The organism is Paraburkholderia sp. BCC1886, assembly GCF_900996245.1.
Lineage (GTDB): Bacteria > Pseudomonadota > Gammaproteobacteria > Burkholderiales > Burkholderiaceae > Paraburkholderia.
In genome coordinates this window covers 1-18,235 of the sequence record NZ_CAAJGK010000043.1, presented here as the reverse complement: position 1 = coordinate 18,235, position 18,235 = coordinate 1, and the positions used below count along the sequence as shown (strand labels likewise).

The 18,235-nt window shown below is 63.6% G+C and carries 15 protein-coding genes; 7 read left to right on the top strand and 8 right to left on the bottom strand.

Translation table 11 applies throughout. The annotated features are described in order from the left end of the window. The first annotated feature begins 15 nt into the window (after positions 1–15). The 4 genes from FQ746_RS13200 (at position 16) to FQ746_RS13185 (ending at position 4,451) form a co-directional block, all read left to right on the top strand. Entirely contained in the window at positions 16–1,425 is a 1,410-nt protein-coding gene (locus tag FQ746_RS13200; RefSeq protein WP_144109835.1) for a circularly permuted type 2 ATP-grasp protein, read from the top strand. A 204-nt stretch (positions 1,426–1,629) separates the two neighbouring features. Continuing rightward, positions 1,630–2,580 carry an alpha-E domain-containing protein gene (locus FQ746_RS13195; RefSeq protein ID WP_144109834.1) on the top strand — a complete coding sequence of 317 codons (951 nt, stop codon included), beginning with the start codon at positions 1,630–1,632 and terminating at the stop codon, positions 2,578–2,580. 12 nt (positions 2,581–2,592) lie between these two features. Next, positions 2,593–3,420 carry a transglutaminase domain-containing protein gene (locus FQ746_RS13190; protein WP_144109833.1) on the top strand — a complete coding sequence of 276 codons (828 nt, stop codon included), beginning with the start codon at positions 2,593–2,595 and terminating at the stop codon, positions 3,418–3,420. A gap of 155 nt (positions 3,421–3,575) precedes the next feature. Beyond that, positions 3,576–4,451 (top strand): proteasome-type protease, encoded by an 876-nt coding sequence (locus FQ746_RS13185; RefSeq protein WP_144109832.1) that lies wholly within the window; start codon positions 3,576–3,578, stop codon positions 4,449–4,451. Between the two features lie 202 nt (positions 4,452–4,653). Here FQ746_RS13185 and FQ746_RS13180 read toward each other — a convergent pair whose 3' ends face one another. Both FQ746_RS13180 and FQ746_RS13175 read right to left on the bottom strand, forming a co-directional pair. Next, entirely contained in the window at positions 4,654–5,817 is a 1,164-nt protein-coding gene (locus FQ746_RS13180) for a porin (RefSeq protein ID WP_144109831.1), read from the bottom strand. Between the two features lie 348 nt (positions 5,818–6,165). Next, positions 6,166–7,590, bottom strand: a complete 1,425-nt coding sequence (locus FQ746_RS13175; RefSeq protein ID WP_144109830.1) for a YihY/virulence factor BrkB family protein — start codon at positions 7,588–7,590, stop codon at positions 6,166–6,168. Positions 7,591–7,822: 232 nt separating this feature from the next. Between FQ746_RS13175 and FQ746_RS13170 the strand changes: the two genes are divergently transcribed. Next, positions 7,823–8,362 (top strand): YbaK/EbsC family protein, encoded by a 540-nt coding sequence (locus FQ746_RS13170; RefSeq protein ID WP_144109829.1) that lies wholly within the window; start codon positions 7,823–7,825, stop codon positions 8,360–8,362. A gap of 18 nt (positions 8,363–8,380) precedes the next feature. Here FQ746_RS13170 and FQ746_RS13165 read toward each other — a convergent pair whose 3' ends face one another. The 5 genes from FQ746_RS13165 to FQ746_RS13145 all read right to left on the bottom strand — a co-directional run bounded on the left by FQ746_RS13165 (position 8,381) and on the right by FQ746_RS13145 (position 13,718). After that, positions 8,381–8,845 carry a histidine kinase gene (locus tag FQ746_RS13165; protein WP_144109828.1) on the bottom strand — a complete coding sequence of 155 codons (465 nt, stop codon included), beginning with the start codon at positions 8,843–8,845 and terminating at the stop codon, positions 8,381–8,383. Positions 8,846–9,041: 196 nt separating this feature from the next. Then, positions 9,042–10,535, bottom strand: a complete 1,494-nt coding sequence (locus FQ746_RS13160) for a SulP family inorganic anion transporter (RefSeq protein ID WP_144109827.1) — start codon at positions 10,533–10,535, stop codon at positions 9,042–9,044. A 290-nt stretch (positions 10,536–10,825) separates the two neighbouring features. Then, the gene (locus FQ746_RS13155) at positions 10,826–11,416 is read right to left on the bottom strand and encodes a YSC84-related protein (RefSeq protein WP_144109826.1); all 591 of its coding nucleotides are present in this window, start codon (positions 11,414–11,416) and stop codon (positions 10,826–10,828) included. A 166-nt stretch (positions 11,417–11,582) separates the two neighbouring features. Then, positions 11,583–12,641, bottom strand: coding sequence for a transporter (locus FQ746_RS13150; RefSeq protein WP_144109825.1), 1,059 nt, complete (start codon positions 12,639–12,641; stop codon positions 11,583–11,585). A gap of 138 nt (positions 12,642–12,779) precedes the next feature. Then, positions 12,780–13,718 carry a LysR family transcriptional regulator gene (locus FQ746_RS13145; RefSeq protein ID WP_144109824.1) on the bottom strand — a complete coding sequence of 313 codons (939 nt, stop codon included), beginning with the start codon at positions 13,716–13,718 and terminating at the stop codon, positions 12,780–12,782. A gap of 115 nt (positions 13,719–13,833) precedes the next feature. Here FQ746_RS13145 and FQ746_RS13140 point away from each other — a divergent pair, with 115 nt between their 5' ends. Then, positions 13,834–14,820, top strand: coding sequence for a zinc-dependent alcohol dehydrogenase family protein (locus tag FQ746_RS13140; protein ID WP_144109823.1), 987 nt, complete (start codon positions 13,834–13,836; stop codon positions 14,818–14,820). 51 nt (positions 14,821–14,871) lie between these two features. Here FQ746_RS13140 and FQ746_RS13135 read toward each other — a convergent pair whose 3' ends face one another. Continuing rightward, positions 14,872–15,633, bottom strand: a complete 762-nt coding sequence (locus FQ746_RS13135) for a 3-oxoacyl-ACP reductase (RefSeq protein WP_144109822.1) — start codon at positions 15,631–15,633, stop codon at positions 14,872–14,874. A 1,014-nt stretch (positions 15,634–16,647) separates the two neighbouring features. Between FQ746_RS13135 and FQ746_RS34785 the strand changes: the two genes are divergently transcribed. Further along, positions 16,648–18,235: hypothetical protein (locus FQ746_RS34785; RefSeq protein WP_222105876.1), on the top strand; the 1,588-nt coding region annotated here is incomplete at its 3' end.

Genomic DNA, 18,235 nt, shown 5'->3' with positions numbered 1-18,235 from the left:
AGAGCGGGGCGTGACATGCGATGCTATGACGAGATGCGTCATCATGACGATGCCGTGCGACCACACTATGCGCGCTTCGAGCGTTGGCTGGTGAAGCAGGGCAATGAGGCGATCGCGCGCAAGCGTGCGGAAGCCGATCTGCTATTTCGCCGGGTCGGCATTACCTTTGCGGTGAACGGCGACCTGTCCGGCACCGAGCGACTGATTCCCTTCGACCTGATTCCCCGCATCATCCCGCGTGGCGAATGGCAAACTCTGGAAGCGGGTTTGCGTCAGCGGGTGCAGGCACTCAATCTGTTTATCCACGACGTCTATCACGATCGCAACATCGTGCGCGCCGGTATCGTGCCGGCCGAGCAGGTCTACACCAATGCGCAGTACCGCCCGGAGATGCAGGGCGTGAACGTGCCGCTCGGTGTTTACGCGCATATCGCCGGGGTCGACGTGGTTCGCGCGGGTGACGAGGGCGAGTTTTACGTGCTCGAAGACAACTTGCGGGTGCCCTCGGGTGTGTCGTACATGCTCGAGAACCGCAAGATGATGATGCGGCTCTTCCCCGAACTGTTCGTGCAGAACCGCATTGCGCCGGTCGCGCATTATCCCGATCTGCTGCTCGATACGCTGCGCTCGGTCGCGCCCGAAGGTGTCGACGATCCGGTGGTGGTGGTGCTCACACCGGGCATGTACAACTCGGCGTACTTCGAGCACACCTTCCTCGCGCAGCAGATGGGTGTCGAACTGGTGGAAGGCAAGGACCTCTTCGTCGACGACAACTATGTGTTCATGCGTACCACGCAGGGACCGAAGCGCGTCGACGTGATCTACCGCCGGGTCGACGACGACTTTCTCGATCCGCTTGCTTTCCGCAACGACTCGGCGCTCGGCGTGCCGGGTTTGCTGACGTCGTATCGCGCCGGCCGCGTGGCGCTCGCGAACGCGATGGGCACGGGTATCGCCGACGACAAATCGATCTACCCGTACGTGCCGGAAATGATCGAGTTCTATCTCGGCGAAAAGCCGATTCTGAACAACGTACCCACGTTCCAGTGCCGCAAGCCCGACGATCTCGCCTACACGCTCGCGCATCTGCCGGAACTGGTGGTGAAGGAAGTGCATGGCGCGGGCGGCTACGGCATGCTGGTGGGACCGGCCTCGACCAAGGCCGAAATCGAATCGTTCCGCGAACGTCTGATTGCACGGCCGGCGGGTTATATCGCGCAGCCCACGCTGGCGCTGTCCGCTTGCCCGACTTTCGTCGAAGCGGGTATCGCGCCGCGCCATATCGACTTGCGGCCGTTCGTGCTTTCCGGCAAGAGTGTGACGATGTGCGCGGGCGGTCTTACTCGCGTCGCGCTTCAGGAAGGCTCGCTGGTCGTGAATTCCTCGCAGGGGGGCGGAACCAAAGATACCTGGATGGTGGACTGATGGCTGCGTTTCGCGGCGGCGTGGCGTAGCTTTCCCGCTAACGTAAGAACGCACCGACGTCCGCTCGCGAATAGTCATCGAGCCACCTAACCAGCAGCCGGCAGCCGGCACGACCATCGTCCACTGCCGCCGGCGAACACGGATAACCAGCGCGAGCCTGTACTTCGCAACGAGGCTCGCGTCATCAGATAACGGAATGCCGTCATGCTAAGTCGCACCGCCGATCACCTCTTCTGGATGGCCCGCTACATGGAGCGCGCGGAGAACACCGCCCGCATGCTCGACATCAACCTGAAGGCGCTGCTGCTGCCGCAGACGCCCGATCAGGAGGCGCGCGCGCAACGTTCGGTGCTGCGTATCTCCGAACTCGAAACCGCGTTCGCGCAGCGTTACGACGAACCGACGCGCGACAACGTGCTCGATTTCATGGTGGCCGATTCCACCAACCCGTCGAGTATTCACTCGTGTCTGCAGGCCGCGCGCGAAAACGCCCGCGCGGTACGCGGCACGTTGACTACCGAGTGGTGGGAAACCATCAACGACACGTGGCTCGAATTCAACGAGCGCAGCCTGTCGGGCCAGGCCGTCAGCAATCCCGGCGCGCTGTTCGAGTGGGTGAAGTTCCGCTCGCATCTGTCGCGCGGCGTGACGATCGGCACCGCATTGCAGGACGACGCATTCTTCTTCACGCAACTGGGCACTTTCCTGGAGCGCGCGGACAACACCGCGCGCATTCTCGACGTACGCTTTGCCGACGTCGAACCGAATTCACGCGACGCCGCGCGTCAGCTCGAAGACTTCTACTACTGGACCTCGATTCTGAGCTCGGTGTCGGCACTCGAAATTTATCGCAAGGTGTATCGCGATGTGGTGACGCCCGCGCGCGTGGTCGAACTGATGATTCTGAATCAGCAGATGCCGCGTTCGTTGCTCGCGTCGCTCGAAGGCGTCTGCTCGAACCTGGCGATGTTGCGCACGTCGGGCTCGAACCAGTGCGAACGTTTCGCCGGCAAGCTGCGCGCCGAACTGGTGTATTCCGACATCCGGCAGATTTTCGAAGCCGGCCTGCACGCCTATCTGACCCAGTTCCTCGCTCGCGTGTTCGAGTTGGGGAACATGGTGGCGCGTACCTATCTGATGCTGCCTGTCGCCTGACGGAGTTTTCCCATGTACCTGACGATCCGCCACGACACGTCCTATCGCTATGAAGCGACGGTCCACTATTCGATCCAGCAACTGCGCCTGACGCCGTCCAACGGCGCCTCGCAGATGGTGCGGCGCTGGAGCATCGATGCGCCCGGCAAGCTCGACGCGACGTTCGATGCGTACGGCAACGTGCTGCATACGCTGGTGATCAACAAGCCGCACAGCGAGATTCGCCTGCACGTAGGCGGCGAAGTGGACACCATTCCGCTCGTCGACGGCTTTCTACCCGACGGTGTGGGTCCGATTCCGCTCGAACATTTCACCTGCTCGACGCGGCTCACGGAAGCCGATGCGGCGGTCCGCGAACTGGCGCAGTCGGTGGCGGCGCTGGATACCTCGAGCAGCCTGATCGCACTGTCCGAACAGATCGTGCAGCGCGTGAAGTACACGCCGGGCATCACGGAGGTCACCAGCACGGCCGCGCAGGCGCTCGAACTCGGCAATGGCGTCTGCCAGGACCATGCGCATCTGATGCTGGCCTGCTGCCGTGCACGCGGCATTCCGGCGCGCTACGTGAGCGGTTATATCGAGCCGGGCGAAGTGACGCACCCGGAAACCTCCGCCGTCGCGCCGAACGGCGCGAGCCACGCTTGGGTCGATGTGTGGCTCGAAGGCAAGGGCTGGATTTCGGTCGACGTGACACATGCTTCGTTTGCCAGCGAAATCTATTGCCGGCTCGCCGTCGCCCGCGATTACGAAGCGGCGGCGCCGGTGCGTGGGCGTCGTATCGGCGGGCTGGAAGAGCAGTTGAAGGTGTCGGTGACCGTGAGCGGTCAGGCGGCGCAGTAGCCTTGACTCGCAGCGCTCGCCGAAGCGGATTCGGCGGGCGTCAGGGTCGATTGCCATTCAGTTTCACCCCGCACCCGCCGTAATACGCAATAGAGGCGCATGCGCGCCGCATTACAATAGCGTCCGTTCAGTGTTTTTTTGCGGGTAACTTTCTCATGACTTACTGTGTCGCGATGTCCGTCGACGACGGTCTCGTGTTCCTCTCGGACACGCGCACCAATGCGGGCGTCGATCACATCAGCACCGCGCGCAAGATGTCGGTCTTCGAACAGCCGGGCGAGCGCATGCTCGTGCTGCTCGGCGCCGGCAATCTGTCGCTCACGCAAGCGGTGCTGCACGAACTCACCGAGCCGACCGACGCGGCGGCAGCCACGCTCTGGAATGCGCCCACCATGGCCGACGCGGCTCGCGTGATCGGGCGCGCGGTGCGCCTCGTGCATCAGCGGGAAGCCGAGGCGTTGAACGAATTCGGCGTCGATTTCAATTGCAGTTTCATTCTCGGCGGGCAGATTGCGGGCAACCGGCCGCGGCTGTTCATGATCTACGCGGCGGGGAATTTCATCGAAGCGTCCGCCGTGAATCCGTACTTCCAGATTGGCGAGGCCAAATACGGCAAGCCGATCATCGATCGCGTGCTGACGCCGTCCACGCCGCTCGACGAAGCCGCCAAATGCGCGCTGGTGTCGATGGATTCCACGCTGCGCTCGAATCTGTCGGTGGGCTTGCCGCTCGATCTGCTGGTGTATCAGAAGGACTCGCTGCGGGTGACGCGATTCGTGTCGATCGATCACGACAACACGTACTTCGAGATGATTCACCGGACCTGGGGCGAACGCCTGCGGCAGGTGTTCGGCGAGATTCCCGATCCGGACTGGCAGGACTCGCCCAACGTGCCGGTATTGCAGCGCGAGCGTGCGCTGGTGCTGCACCGTGGGCCGGTCGGCGCGGACGGGATCGAGCATGAGCTGAACGCGATGCCGGCGCAGACACTTGCGCAATCGTCGGAGAAGGGCAAGTCGCAGCGGCGCTAGCCGGTTATCGGTAGTCGAATCGAGGAAAGGACGTCATGAGCCGGACTAAAAGCTCATGACGTCCTTTTTTTTACCCGCACGAGCCGGGCAAAGCCAGGCTCAACCGGACTCAGCCAGACTCGCAAGACGAAAAAAAACCAGCCACAGGCTTGCGCCCGTGGCTGGTTTTCAACTGCGTGCTTCAGCAGTCCAGCAAGTTCGATTAGAACTTGTGGCGGATGCCCAGGCTGACCAGTTCTTGCGAGCTGGATGCCGAGTTGTAGCCGTACGAACCGATTGCTGCGCCAGCGTTGACCACTGCGCCGCCAGCCGTACGCTGGTCGCCGCTTGCGTGCTGGTATGCACCAACCAGGTAGATGTCCGTGCGCTTCGACAGGGTGTAGTCGCCGCCCACCGAGATCTGGTGATACGTTGCGCCCGTGTCGCCGGTCGACTTCGTGTACGTATAGCCCACGCCGACCAGCGCCGCTGCCGTTGCCTGGTAACCCAGGTAAGCTGCGCCGATGTTGTACTTCTCGGTCGAGTTGAATGCCGAGTTGCCGTCCGGCTTGTACTGTGCATTGCTGTAACGCAGGCTGGCCGTGAACGGACCTGCCACGTATTGTGCTGCCACCGAAGCGATGCCGATCGACTTGGCCGTCAGATAAGCCGTGTTGACCTGGTTGTCGAACGTGCCGTCCGACGTGCTGGCCCACGTCGTGCGCAGAGCCGTCGAGTTGCCGTTGTCGGCGCGGAAGTAACCTGCAGCGACGCTGAACGGACCCGTTGCGTACGTTGCGGCACCCGACCACGTTTGACCCGAACCCGTTGCACCTGCCACGCCGCCCAGAGCGTAGAAGCCTTCGAACTGCAGGCCGCCCCAAACCGGCGAGGTGTACTTGATTGCGCTGTTCGTGCGCGAGGAGTTGTCGTTGTTGTCGACGTCACCCGGCGTTGCGAAAGTGGAACCGAAATAGTTGTCAGCCGTCAGCGGCTGAACCAGGTCGACCAGCGGATCGTATTGACGACCCAGCGTGACCGTACCGAACTGATCGCCCGTCAAACCGACGTAGGCTTGACGACCGAACATCTTGCCGCCTTGACCCAGTGCGCCGCTGTTCAGGTCAAAGCCGTTTTCCAATTGGAAAATTGCCTTCAGACCGCCGCCCAGATCTTCCGTACCCTTCAAGCCCCAACGATCGCCTTGCAGGTTGCCGCCAACCAGACCAACCTGGTTGCTGTTGTTGCCGGCTGCATTGACCGTGTTATGAGCGTACTGGACCGACTCGTCGATCAAACCGTACAGGGTGACGCTGCTTTGAGCATGTGCCGCGCCGGTAACGCCCAGGAGCGCCAGCGAGAGGGTAGACAGTGCAATTCGTTTCATCCATTTCTCCACGCAGATGATTAGTTTCTTTGTTGCGGAAAGGAGAATAGCTCACCGACTCTATCGGCAAGTACAGGAAAAAAAAGACTGTCTCTAAAAAGTGACAAACAGCGCAAAGCGTTGTATTTAAAGCGCGTTCTTGATTATTTCTATTTCCGCAATATTTATTCGTTGACTCGGCATTATTGTTGTTTCGTTGACAGTGACCGATCCGGCGTCGGCTAATTCGCGGCGGATTTGAAGGATTGTCGTAAGTTGAAGACGGCTTATTCCTACAACCGATGTCGTTAGAACGAGTGCATCGGTCGCAGGGGTTGACTTCTGATTTCTGAATCCGCGGCGGGATTTTCAGTCGTGCGAAGGGGTGATCTCGTCGTGACGACTGTCGTCGTGACGGCGCGCGACAGCGGCCGCGGCGAGGCCTGCCGCGGCGGCGACGAGCATCGACGTCCACGGATGACGTCTGACATAGCGATCCGCGACGACGGCCTGACGGCCGGCTTCGACCAGAGTGACGGCGGCGATTCGCGTAGCTTGCGTTTCTGCCATTACGACGGTGCGGCCGACCTTCATGGCAGCCGCCCGCGCCGACGCTTTTTGCCGTGCGGGCACGCGCAGGACCGAGGCAGGCGAAGCCGTGGCGAGCGCGCTCGCCGTCCCGGCACGCGCGGCGGGCAGGGTGGTAGGGGCAACCGCAGCCGGACTTCCCGGCGTCGAGCCGGATTGCCTGACGGCGGCACTCGCACCGGCTATCGCGCCAGCCACTACACCAATAGCGCCGCTCCGACGATCGGGGGAACCGGCTTGAGCTTCGGGCGCCTTCGTCGATGCGGCGAGCACGGAAGCCAGCTTGGCGCGGCTTCCCGGCGGCGACTCTTCCTGCATGCCCCAACCGCCACGCGGATCGTGCATGCGGCCGCGCGCCGCGGAGAACTCCGCGCCGAGCAGCAGGACCGCCGCGGAGAAATACAGCCACATCAGCAACACGGCGAGCGACCCTGCAGCGCCGAACGAACTGGCCATACCGGCATGCGCGATATAAAGCGCAAACAGCTTCTTGCCCGCCGAGAACAGCACGGCCGCCACGATTCCACCGACGAACGCATCGCGCCACCGCACCCGCGCATCGGGCAGAAACTTGAGCAGGCCGGCGAACGCGAACGCCAGCACCAGCAAGCCGACGCCGAGCTGCAGCAGATTGCCGATGATCACGTACGGCGAATCGCCCCACAGCCATTTGCCGACAAAGGTAATCACCGTGTCGAGCACCAGCGAGACGATCAGCAGGAATGCGACGCCCAGCACGAGCCCGAACGAGATGAGCCGCACCCGCACCAGCGCGATCACGCTCGACGAACGCGGTCCCGTGTTCGGCCACACGATATTCAGCGCGCTATTGAGCGACGAAAACGTCGCCGATGCGCCGATGGCCAGCATCGAAAACGAAATGATCGCCGCGACACCGCCCGCGCTGCCGCTGTGATGCGCATTCTCGACGATGGTCTGAACGCCGGCCGCAGCCTGGTCGCCGAGCAATCCATGGATGTGATTGAACAGTTCGCCGCGCGCGGCCTCGGCGCCGAAAAACCAGCCGGCCACGGCAATGACCATGACCAGCGTCGGCGCCAGCGAGAACGCGGCGTAAAACGCGATGCTGGCGGCGAGCGCTGCGCAGCGGTCTTCGGAGAACTGTTTAAATGCGCCGATTGCCCAGTTGGCCTGAGTACGCGCCACCTGCTGGAGATTGTCGGCGGAAAGGGTGTCGATATCCATGATCGTTTTTCTCGCTGAATTGCTGGCGCCGTAAAGCGGCGTAGGCGAAACCGGCGTCGGTCCGGGCGGCTTAACGCCGCATCGGGCGGACCTCGACGTGGGGTTTCGCGTTCCAGTCTTACGCAAACCTTGTGCCCGTCTCGACAACTGGCCGGTACGCGGGCCGCCGTGCGCCCGATCGGCGCAGCGTGCCGCTAGAATGCCGGCTGGCTCATTCTTCACGTCCATCGCTATGCACTCCCACGAATCCGTCAAACAGTTGGACATCGTTCCGGTAGATCAGTGGGGCGCGCAGTTGCCGGCTCATGTGGTCGAACGCTTGCCGGCCAGCGGCATCACCGTTTTCGCCGTCAGCGACGACGCCTCCGACACCGCCGAGTTCAGCGCGCGATATGGCTTCGGTCTCGAGGACTGCGCCAATACGATCGTGATCCGCTACAAGAAGGACGGCGGTGAACACTATGCGGCGCTGGTGTCGCTGGGCTCGCGGCGTCTGGATATCAACGGCGCGGTCAAGGCCGCGCTGGGTGCGCAGCGGCTGTCGTTTGCCAAACGGGAAGCCGCGGTCGAGCACAGCGGCATGGAGTTCGGCGGAATCACCGCGTTCGGTTTGCCGGCCGACTGGCGCGTGCTCGTGGATGCCGCCGTGATGGAGCGCCCGCAAGTCGTGATGGGTGCGGGCGTTCGCGCGGCAAAATTGCTGCTGGCGCCGCAGGTACTGCGCGAGGTTGACCACTTCGAAGTGGCCGAACTGACGCTTGCCGCCGAATAACCGTCGATGCGCAAGGCCTCAGGCCTTGTGAAAATAGCCGCCGAGAATATCCACGACGCGCCAGAGCGAACAGGGTCGCCGGCAATGTCCGTCGAACCCTGCTTCTTTTAACTGCGAGATGGTATCGAGCGGCCAGATATTACTCATGGCCAGCATCAGCACTTCGGCGTTGGCCTGCTCGGTGCGCATGGTGCGCGTGAACTGATAGTCGGCCGCGGAATCGAGCCGCGTATCCAGCAAAATCGCGCTAGGTTTCCACCACTTCAAAAAACTGGCGAGCTTGATGAGATCGGCCGCGTAAATGGCGTCGTAGCCCTTCAGCGACAACAACAAAGTGAGGGATTCGCCAATGGCTTTGTCGCGATGCCCGATCAACACGCGGCGCGCTTGCTGTGGTTGCGACGGATGTGCTCCGCCCGTTCCATTGCGATCTTTCCAGATCGCAAATTCGCTCTCGTCTTCCAGCGATACGCGTCTTGTCACGGTGGCCTCCGGAGACGGCGCGCTAATAATAAAAAAGCAATAAAAAGCGGTAAAAAAGAAATAGGCGTGGGAAATCTTACCTTAGATTTCTCTGTGCCAGATTCCTTACCCATGCGATACGCGTCATGGTGACGCCTTTCTATCGCGTCTAAACGACGGCGATGCTCTCTCAGTCAGCATCAGGGTGTGTTCGCGTTCACGCGGATTCGAATTCGATTCCCGCGCGAGTCAGCAAACGACAATTGTGCCCCGACAGATTCTTCATGCGCAAAAGCTTGCCGGCCTTCCGGTAACGTTCGTTGAGCGCTTGCAAAGCTGCGAGCGCCGAATGATCCGCGAGCAACAGATGACTGCAGTCGATCGTGACGTGAAGCGGATCGCGCTCGGGGTCGAAGAGTTCGTGAAAGCGCGTGGTCGACGCGAAGAACAGCGTGCCTTTGGGCGAATAAGTCTTGCCGTCCGCGTGCTCGTCGGCCTGTGCGTGGATTTCTCGCGCGTGCTGCCACGCGAAGTTCAGCGCCGCGATGACGATGCCGCACAACACGGCAATCGCGAGGTCGGTGAAGACCGTGATGACCGTGACGGCGACGATCACCAGCGCGTCGTTGCGCGGCACTTTGCCGAGCACGCGCAGCGACCCCCATGCGAACGTCTGTTGCGCGACCACGAACATCACACCGACCAGCGCCGCGAGCGGAATGCGCTCGATCAGCGGCGACAGGAACAGGATGTACATCAGGATCATCACGCCGCTGACCACGCCGGATAGCCGCCAGCGTCCGCCCGAGTTCAGGTTGATCATCGTCTGGCCGATCATCGCGCAGCCGCCCATGCCGCCGAACAGTCCCGACACGATGTTGGCCGCGCCGAGCGCGAGGCACTCGCGGTTAGGCTGGCCGCGCGTTTCGGTGATGTCGTCGGTCAGACTGAACGTGAGCAGCGTTTCCAGCAGACCGACCAGCGCCATCAGGACCGCATAGGGCAGGACGATACGCAGCGTATCGAGCGTCAGCGGCACGGCGGGCCACTGCAGAGCGGGCAGGCCGCCCGCCATGTGCGCCATGTCGCCGAGCGTGCGCGTAGGCAGATGCAAGGCCTGGGTGAAGAGTCCCACGCCGACGATCGCCACTAGCGCCGGCGGCGCGGCCCGCGTAAGCCGCGGCAGCAGATACACGATCAGCATGGTGAGCGCGACGAGGCCGGTCATCATCGCCAGCGCGCTGCCGTGCAGCCACTGCTCGCCGGTCGACGTGCTTTCCCGGAAGTGCGCGAGCTGCGCCATCGCGATGATGATGGCCAGCCCGTTGACGAAGCCCAGCATGACCGGATGCGGGACCATGCGGATCAGCTTGCCGAGCCGCAGCGCGCCGAACGCGACCATCAGCAGACCGCCGAGTATCACGGTCGCGAGCAGATATTGCGCGCCATGCTGGACCACCAGCGCCACGATGACCACCGCCATCGAACCGGCCGCGCCGGAAATCATCCCCGGACGGCCGCCGAACAGCGCGGTGATCGTGCAGATGAAAAACGCGCCGTACAGGCCCATCAACGGGTTGAGATGGGCGACGAGTGCGAAGGCGATGCACTCGGGCACGAGCGCGAACGACGAGGTCAGTCCGGCGAGGACGTTGCTTTTGATACCGGACAGACTGGCGCGCCTGGCTGGGGTCGGAAGAGCGGTGTTCATGGTTCAGCGAGAGGCGGCGGTGAGGCACGGCGTGACGACAGCCAGAGGTGTCGTCGCAAAGAGAGTCCCGGCAGAGGACATCGCAAGCCGGGCGAACAGGCCGAAATGACGAAAGCACGGATGGTACCGCAGGACGGCCTGGGTGTCCGGCAGCACGCGCAGCGCACGGCACGCGCGGCGCCATGAAAAAAGCCACGCGGCCGGCGAAGCGGCTGCGTGACTTTCAAGGATCGTTCGCGAGGCCGCTCGCGCCTAACGCAGTATGCGCGGCGAGCTGGCCACCGGATCGCTTAGATCATCAGGCGCGATACCTTCGTGCCTTCGAGCGACACGCCGGCCATCAGGCCGCCGTTGGTCAGCACGAATGCCTCGACCGGGCTGGTAGCGGTCGACGTATCGATCGCACCGTTCGCGCCGACCTTCAGCACGGCCACCGTGGCGTCGCCACCCGCGGCCCAGCCCTGGCTCGACGTGAATTTGTTCAGTGCGTCGTTCGTCATGAACAGGAACACGAGCGCTTTCGACTGTGCGCCGATCTGCAGACCGAACGAGCCGGCGGCGGTGCTGTAATAGCCCGACGTGCGGCCGCCGACGCGCAGTGCGCCTTCGCCATACTGACCGCCGACCCAGAAGCCCGCCGAGATGACCGACGGGAACACCAGCACGCCGCGCGCCTTCGCAACCAGTTCGCGCGAGCCGCCGACGTTTTCGTACAGACGCGCCAGCGTCGAGTCGATACCGGCGTTGATGGTGTCGCGCTTGCCTGCGTTCGACGATGCCCCTGCGCCCGAGGAAGCCGACGTCGTCGTGCAACCGGTGAGGCTGAGGCCTGCGGCGGCGATAGCAGCGGTACCGGTCATGATGAATTGTCGTCTGCGCATGATTATTTCCTTCTTCGTTGTGTTCATAACGGGTGGTTGATTAGTTCGCTGTCTGTCCTCGTGCCGATCCACTGTGTCGGCCCGGACATGTGACGCGTAGAGCACTCAGCAGTTCCTGTGCCTGACCCCGTTATTCCACTTCGCGACACGAACTCCAGGGCTTCAGTCAGCGTCCGCCCGAGCGCCGGCGAAAGCCCCACCAGCCGGTCAGCGCGGTAAAACTCACCACCACTAGCACCATGAACCAGAAGCCATGCCGGTTCTCCGCGAGCGGAATGCCGCCCACGTTCATCCCGAACAGCCCGGCGATGATGTTGATCGGTAACGCGAGCACCGTCACCAGCGTCAGCGTGAAGAGCGTGCGATTGCTTTGCTCGGTGAGCCGCGCGGCGATCTCTTCCTGGAGCAGCTTGATGCGCTCCGCGAGGCCGGACAGATCGCCCAGCACCAGGGAAAATTCTTCAGTCGAATCGCGCAGACTTTGCACGTCCTGCGCCGACAGCCACGCCGGCGGTCGCACCAGCAGCCGGAAAATCGATCCCGGCTCGGGCGCGAGCAGGCGTTGCAGCCGCACCAGTACGCGACGCATCGCGCCGAGGTCGCGGCGGTTGTCGAAGCTCTTGCGGGACAGGAACTGGTCTTCGAGCCGATCCACCTCGGTGCTGCTGCGACGCACGATGGTGACGAGCAGATCAGCCTGATCGCGCAGCAGATGAATCAGTAATTCGGCCGGTGTATCAAAACGCTCGCCGTCGCGGACCGACGCGCGCAAACGGTCGATGGAGCGCAGCGGCTTCAGGCGCGCGGTGATCATCAGCCGCTCGTGCGTGTAGACCCAAAGCGTCGCGATATCGGACGGCGTCTGCTCGAAATCGAACATCACGTCGTTGACGACCGCGAGCAGCGCGCCGTGCTGGTGTTCGATCCGGGTCGAGTGCGAGCCTTCGCGCAGGGCTTCGAAGAAACTCTCCGGCAAGTCCAGATGCGCGTGCATCCACTTTTCGCTGGAGACGTGCGCGAGATTGAAATGCAGCCAGAGGAATTCGCCGTCGTCGTGGGGCGCGGCCGTCGCCAATGTCGACGACGCCGACGGTTCGAGGGCAAGCCATTGGGCGGCGTCGTCCGCGTCGATGGGCACGCCCGCCTGGCCTGCCGTGAAACGGAAGCCGCAGACGAGGCCCGCGCGGTCCGAACCGTAAGTGACGGGCGCAAGGTTCAGGTTCATAAGCCGTTCAGCATGAGCGTTCTACAGGCGCGCATTCTGACACATCCGGATGCCCCGGGAAGCCCGCTGGACGGGACTTCGACGGATATCGCGACAGACATGAGGATGTCATGGCGAGGGTGTAAGGAGGTCGTTTTGCTAGCCCGTTGCGCCCGTTGCGCCCGTTGCGCCAGGGTCGAACGCGTCGATCGTCATATCGAGTAGGGCACGCAGGCGTGCGACCCTGCGCAGATCACGGTGATAACCGAACCACACGTCGCGGCCGGGCGGGGGCTCGCCGAGGTCGATTCTCACGAGACCGGGTGTTGCGTCGCCCAGCGGGCACGGCAGCACCGCGAGACCCGCGCCTCGTGCGCACATCTGCGCTTGCGCGTCGCGGTTGTTGCTGCCGAAAGCCAGCCGGGCCTGCGGGAGCATTCGCCTGATCCATGCGACGTCCGGCAGTGTGCCGAACGCGCTGTTCATACTGATCAGGCTCAGCCCGGCGCCGGTGTGCGCCCGCTCCTGATCGCCCGACTTTTCGTTGGCGCCGCGCAGGGTGAAAGCGGCGGCCAGGTCGGCGCGACCATATAACGCGTAGTCCATATGCATCAACTGACGCTGGATGACGTCGGCTTCTTCGAACGGCGTGATCCGGAATACCAGATCGGCTTCGCGGCGCGCCAGGTTGTAACGGCGCGAATCGGTGACCAGTTCGATGGACACCTGCGGATGCCGTTCCAGAAATCGCGAGAAAACCGGCGTGAGCAGATGCACGCCGAACCAGTCGGACGACGACACCCGCAGCATCCCCGTCAACTCCTGTGCACGACCGTCCAGCGCACGGCTGAAGCCGTGCGCTTCCTCCTGCATGCGCTCGGCGAAGAGCAGCACGGCTTGGCCTTCGTCGGTGAGTAGAAAGCCTTCGCGCGTGCGCTGAAACAGCGTGTGACCGACCGCCGCTTCGAGCGCGCGCAGACGCCGGCCCATGGTCGGCTGCGTCTGTCCGGTCAGGCGCGCGGCGGCGCCGAGCGTGCCGCCACGGACGATCGCGAGGAAGATTTTAACGTCGCTCCAATCCAGTTCCTGATCATTCATTTTCGTTTGTATGCCATGCGGAATTTTCGATTTACGTGCGTTTTCGCATGGCGGAGTATGCACCTGTCGGTCGTCGGATCGCCTCGCTTTGCTCGATCAATCACAGGAAATCATCATGTCCATGCAAGCTCTTGTTCTGCGCGCGCACAACGGCCCGCTCGAACTCACTGAAATGCCGCGACCGGTTCCCGCGACGGGCGAAGTGCTCGTGCGCGTCGCCGCTGCGGGTTTGAATCCGCTCGATACCAAGATTCGCGCCGGTGCGGCGGCGCATGCGCGGCATCCATTGCCGCTCGTGCCCGGCATCGACATGGCCGGTGTAGTGGAAGCGCTCGGCGCCGGCGTCGACGGATTCGAAGTTGGCGACGAGGTGTACGGGATGACGGGCGGCGTCGGCGGAATGCAGGGTTCGCTCGCGCAATACCAGGCCGTCGATGCAGACCTGCTCGCCTTGAAACCCGCGAATCTGTCGATGCGCGAAGCCGCCTCGATGCCGCTCGGCTTTATTACCGCCTATTCGGGCATCGTGGATCGGGCGAACCTGCAGGCCGGACACACCGCGCTCATACAAGGCGGCGCGGGCGGCGTGGGTTATCTGGCCGTGCAACTGGCGAAGGCGCTCGGCGCGCAGGTTTTCGCCACCGCCGGAGCCGGCGATCGCGCGCTCATCGCGGCGCTGGGCGCAACGCCGATCGACTACCGGACGCAGACGGTCGAGCAATATGTTGCCGCTGCGACCGGAGGGATGGGTTTCGATCTCGTGTTCGATAGCGTGGGCGGGGCGACGCTCGACGCCTCTCTTGCCGCCGTCAGGCATTCTGGGCATGTGGTCAGCGCGCTCGGTTGGGGCACGCATGCGCTCGCGCCGCTGTCGTTTCGCGAGGCGAGCTATTCGGGCGTCTTCACGTTACACGCGCTGCTGTCGGGCGAGCGCCGCGCCCATCACGGCGAGATGTTGCGGTTTGCGACGCGACTCGCCGAAGAAGGCAAACTCGCGCCGCGGGTGGATCCGCAGCGCTACGGGTTGGAAACGGCGCTGCAGGGTTTTGAGCGGCTGAGCGCGGGCAGCGCGCGCGGCCGCATTGTGGTGGAGGTGGATTGATCGAACCGATGCCTGTGCGGGCCGCGGTCGTCGCGGCTCCGCACGCTGCGTTCAGCCTTTGACCAGACCGCCGTCGACGATGAGGTTCTGACCGGTCACCGCGCGCGACCATGGCGACAGGAAGAAAAGCACCGCATCCGCGAATTCTTCGGGGGTGGTGACGCGCCGCACGGGGGTCGAACTCGCAATCAGATCGAACACGAACTCAGGCGTGGCGGCGCTCGCATCGGTCGTGCGCAGCAGACCGCCCGACACCATGTTGACCGTGATGCCGTCGGGGCCGAGATCGTGGGCGGCGGTGCGCGTGAGCGAGAGCAGCGCCGCTTTGGCCGCCGTGTAGTCGTGATACGGCACGACCGGATTCTGGAACAGGTTGGTGCCCACGTTGACTATTCGTCCGAAGCCGCGCGCCCGCATGCCGGCAATGGCCGCCTGCGTCGTGTTGAGCGCACCTTTGAGCGAGCCGTCGATCTGCTGCTGGAAGCGGCTCCAGTCGATCGAGTCGACTTTCGGGCGGGCATCGCCGTCGAACTGGAAGTCGGCCAGCGCATTGTTCACCACCGACACGATCGTTTGTCCCGTTTGCGCCTGTGCTGCCTCGAACAGACGGTTGACGGCGGCGGCGTCGGTGACGTCCGCCTGGATCGGCAACACGCGTTCGCCGAGTTCCTCTTTTAGCGCCTGGGCGAGCGCGTCGCTCTTGCGGTAATTCACCACGACGCCTGCGCCCTCGCGCACCAGAGCGCGCGTGATTGCCGCGCCGAGCCCGCGGGCGCCGCCCGTGACCAGCACCCATTGTTCGGATAGAAGCATCGTTATTCCTGTGGTCGATGAAGTTGCGGTGGCCGTATTGTCGCCTGTTGTCGCCGCCTGTTGTCGCCGGAACGGGCGGGTCTTCACAAACGCCGTTACGCCGTCTGTTTGATACCTCTCATTCGAATCCCGTTAATCCCGTTCTAATGCTCCGGATAAACCTCGATATACCGGATCGGAAATAAATAGGCATGGCCGGCGGGCGGTCACCTGATTTCGAATCATAAATTCCGATTTTAAGGCCGGTAAATCACGGTCCTCCGCGTTTTGCGTGTGGGATTAATTACTAATTATTGGCGCAATCTGGCTTTACGTGGTCTAGCGCACGGTCGGCGAATGACGCTGCGCATAACTTCAACGTCCATCAGCTCCGGCCGTGCCTGTTCAGCGTTTTTGTCCATGTGCGGCTACTCGACTCTCCTGAATCACGCCAGATCGGACCGGGATTTTGCGCGGGAGAGAAGCCGGGAGCCACTTTACTTATCGGTTTTAAAAGTGGCTAACGGCGAGGTCAAGCGGGCTTTGAAGTTTCATTTTAACGGTGAGCAGAGATTCACTTGTTATTAGGCCGGTCGTTCCAGGTGCGAGATAAGGAGAATGAAATGAAGAAGCAACACGGGGAAATGTTGAATCTGGGGACGCGCCAGGCGGTTCTGGCAATTGCAGTCAGTTTGTACGCAGCGATGGCGGGCGCGCAGACGACGTCGCCGGCTACGGGTGCGACGGCGGGTGCGACGGCGCCGATTCAGTCTCACGATTGCCCTCCGGGGACGAATCTGGGCTGCCGGCCGGACCATGGCAATTTAGGCGCGCGCGGCGGAGTGGGTGTCGCGGCGGCGGGCTTGGGAGGGACAGCGGCGGCGGGATCGCAGAGCAATAGCGGGGGTGGGGCGGCCGTGGGGTCGGGGGCTGGGGCGGGCTCTGGTTCGGGTTCGGGCTCTTCGACTGGCGCTGGGGCAAGCTCTGGCACGGGCACTGGCACTGGCACAGGCACAGGCACAGGTACTGGCAGCAATGGATCGGGTAGTGCGGGTGCCGGGAATGGCGCGGGCACCGGATCTGGCAGCGGCGCTGGAAACGGCAGCGGCGCCAATGGTGGGACTGGAACAGGCGGAAATGGAACCGGCGGTGCTGGTGGGACTGGAACTGGTGGCACGGGCGGCACGGGAACCGGCGGCACTGGCGGAACTGGAACTGGCGGTACGGGCGGCACGGGCGGCACGGGTGGAACTGGAACTGGCGGCACGGGCGGAACTGGGACCGGTGGCTCGGGTGGAACTGGGACCGGTGGCAGCGGCGGTCACGGCGACGGCGGCAGCGGCGGTCACGGCGACGGCGGCCATGGAGACGGCGGCAACGGCAGCGGCGGTCATGGCGATGGCGGCCATGGAGACGGCGGCAACGGCAGCGGCGGTCATGGCGATGGTGGCCATGGAGACGGCGGCAATGGCAGCGGCGGTCATGGCGATGGCGGCCATGGAGACGGCGGCAATGGCAACGGCGGCCATGGTGATGGCGGCCATGGAGACGGCGGCAACGGCAGCGGCGGTCATGGCAATGGCGGTCATGGTGACGGCGGCCAAGGCAGCAACGGTGGTCACGGCGACGGCAATGGCGGTCATGGCGACGGTGGCCAAGGCAGCAACGGTGGTCACGGCAATGGCAATGGCGGTCATGGTGACGGCGGCCAAGGCAGCAACGGTGGTCACGGCGACGGCAATGGCGGTCATGGTGACGGCGGCCAAGGCAGCAACGGTGGTCACGGCGACGGCAATGGCGGTCATGGTGATGGCGGCCAAGGCAGCGGTGGTCACGGCAACGGTAACGGCGGTCATGGTGACGGCGGCCAAGGCAGTAACGGTGGTCACGGCGAAGGCAATGGCGGTCATGGTGATGGCGGCCAAGGCAGCAACGGTGGTCACGGCAATGGCAATGGCGGTCATGGCGACGGTGGCCAAGGCAGCAACGGTGGTCACGGCGACGGCAACGGCGGTCATGGTGACGGTGGCCAAGGCAGCAACGGCGGTCACGGCAACAGCGGCGGTGAAGGCAGCAGCGGCGGTCACGGCAACAGCGGTGGCCAAGGCAGCAACGGCGGTCACGGCAACAGCGGCGGTGAAGGCAGCAGCGGTGGTCACGGCAACAGCGGTGGTCAAGGCAGCAGCGGTGGCCAAGGCAGCAACGGTGGTCAAGGCAGCAACGGCGGTCATGGCAACAGCGGTGGTCAAGGCAACAGCGGCGGCCAGGGCAACAGCGGTGGCCAGGGCAACAGCGGTGGCCAAGGCAGCAACGGCGGTCACGGCAACAGCGGCGGTGAAGGCAGCAGCGGTGGTCACGGCAACAGCGGTGGTCACGGCAACAGCGGTGGCCAAGGCAGCAACGGTGGCCAAGGCAGCAACGGTGGCCAAGGCAGCAACGGTGGCCAAGGCAGCAACGGTGGCCAAGGCAGCAACGGTGGCCAAGGCAGCAGCGGTGGCCACGGCAACAGCGGCGGCCATGGCAGCGGCAGCGGTGGTGGCCATGGTGGCGGCCACGGCGGTGGAAATGGTGGTGGCGGTAACGGCGGTGGTGGCGGTGGTGGCAGCGGCGGTTCGCACTAAAC

Bases quoted from the DNA above. Each gene is read 5' to 3' on its own strand.
- FQ746_RS13155 (WP_144109826.1), bottom strand. From the start codon at position 11,416: ATGCGCAGACGACAATTCATCATGACCGGTACCGCTGCTATCGCCGCC.
- FQ746_RS13135 (WP_144109822.1), bottom strand. From the start codon at position 15,633: ATGCTTCTATCCGAACAATGGGTGCTGGTCACGGGCGGCGCCCGCGGG.
- FQ746_RS13195 (WP_144109834.1), top strand. From the start codon at position 1,630: ATGCTAAGTCGCACCGCCGATCACCTCTTCTGGATGGCCCGCTACATG.
- FQ746_RS13140 (WP_144109823.1), top strand. From the start codon at position 13,834: ATGTCCATGCAAGCTCTTGTTCTGCGCGCGCACAACGGCCCGCTCGAA.
- FQ746_RS13175 (WP_144109830.1), bottom strand. From the start codon at position 7,590: ATGGATATCGACACCCTTTCCGCCGACAATCTCCAGCAGGTGGCGCGT.
- FQ746_RS13170 (WP_144109829.1), top strand. From the start codon at position 7,823: ATGCACTCCCACGAATCCGTCAAACAGTTGGACATCGTTCCGGTAGAT.
- FQ746_RS13145 (WP_144109824.1), bottom strand. From the start codon at position 13,718: ATGAATGATCAGGAACTGGATTGGAGCGACGTTAAAATCTTCCTCGCG.
- FQ746_RS13185 (WP_144109832.1), top strand. From the start codon at position 3,576: ATGACTTACTGTGTCGCGATGTCCGTCGACGACGGTCTCGTGTTCCTC.
- FQ746_RS13200 (WP_144109835.1), top strand. From the start codon at position 16: ATGCGATGCTATGACGAGATGCGTCATCATGACGATGCCGTGCGACCA.
- FQ746_RS13180 (WP_144109831.1), bottom strand. From the start codon at position 5,817: ATGAAACGAATTGCACTGTCTACCCTCTCGCTGGCGCTCCTGGGCGTT.
- FQ746_RS13150 (WP_144109825.1), bottom strand. From the start codon at position 12,641: ATGAACCTGAACCTTGCGCCCGTCACTTACGGTTCGGACCGCGCGGGC.
- FQ746_RS13160 (WP_144109827.1), bottom strand. From the start codon at position 10,535: ATGAACACCGCTCTTCCGACCCCAGCCAGGCGCGCCAGTCTGTCCGGT.
- FQ746_RS13190 (WP_144109833.1), top strand. From the start codon at position 2,593: ATGTACCTGACGATCCGCCACGACACGTCCTATCGCTATGAAGCGACG.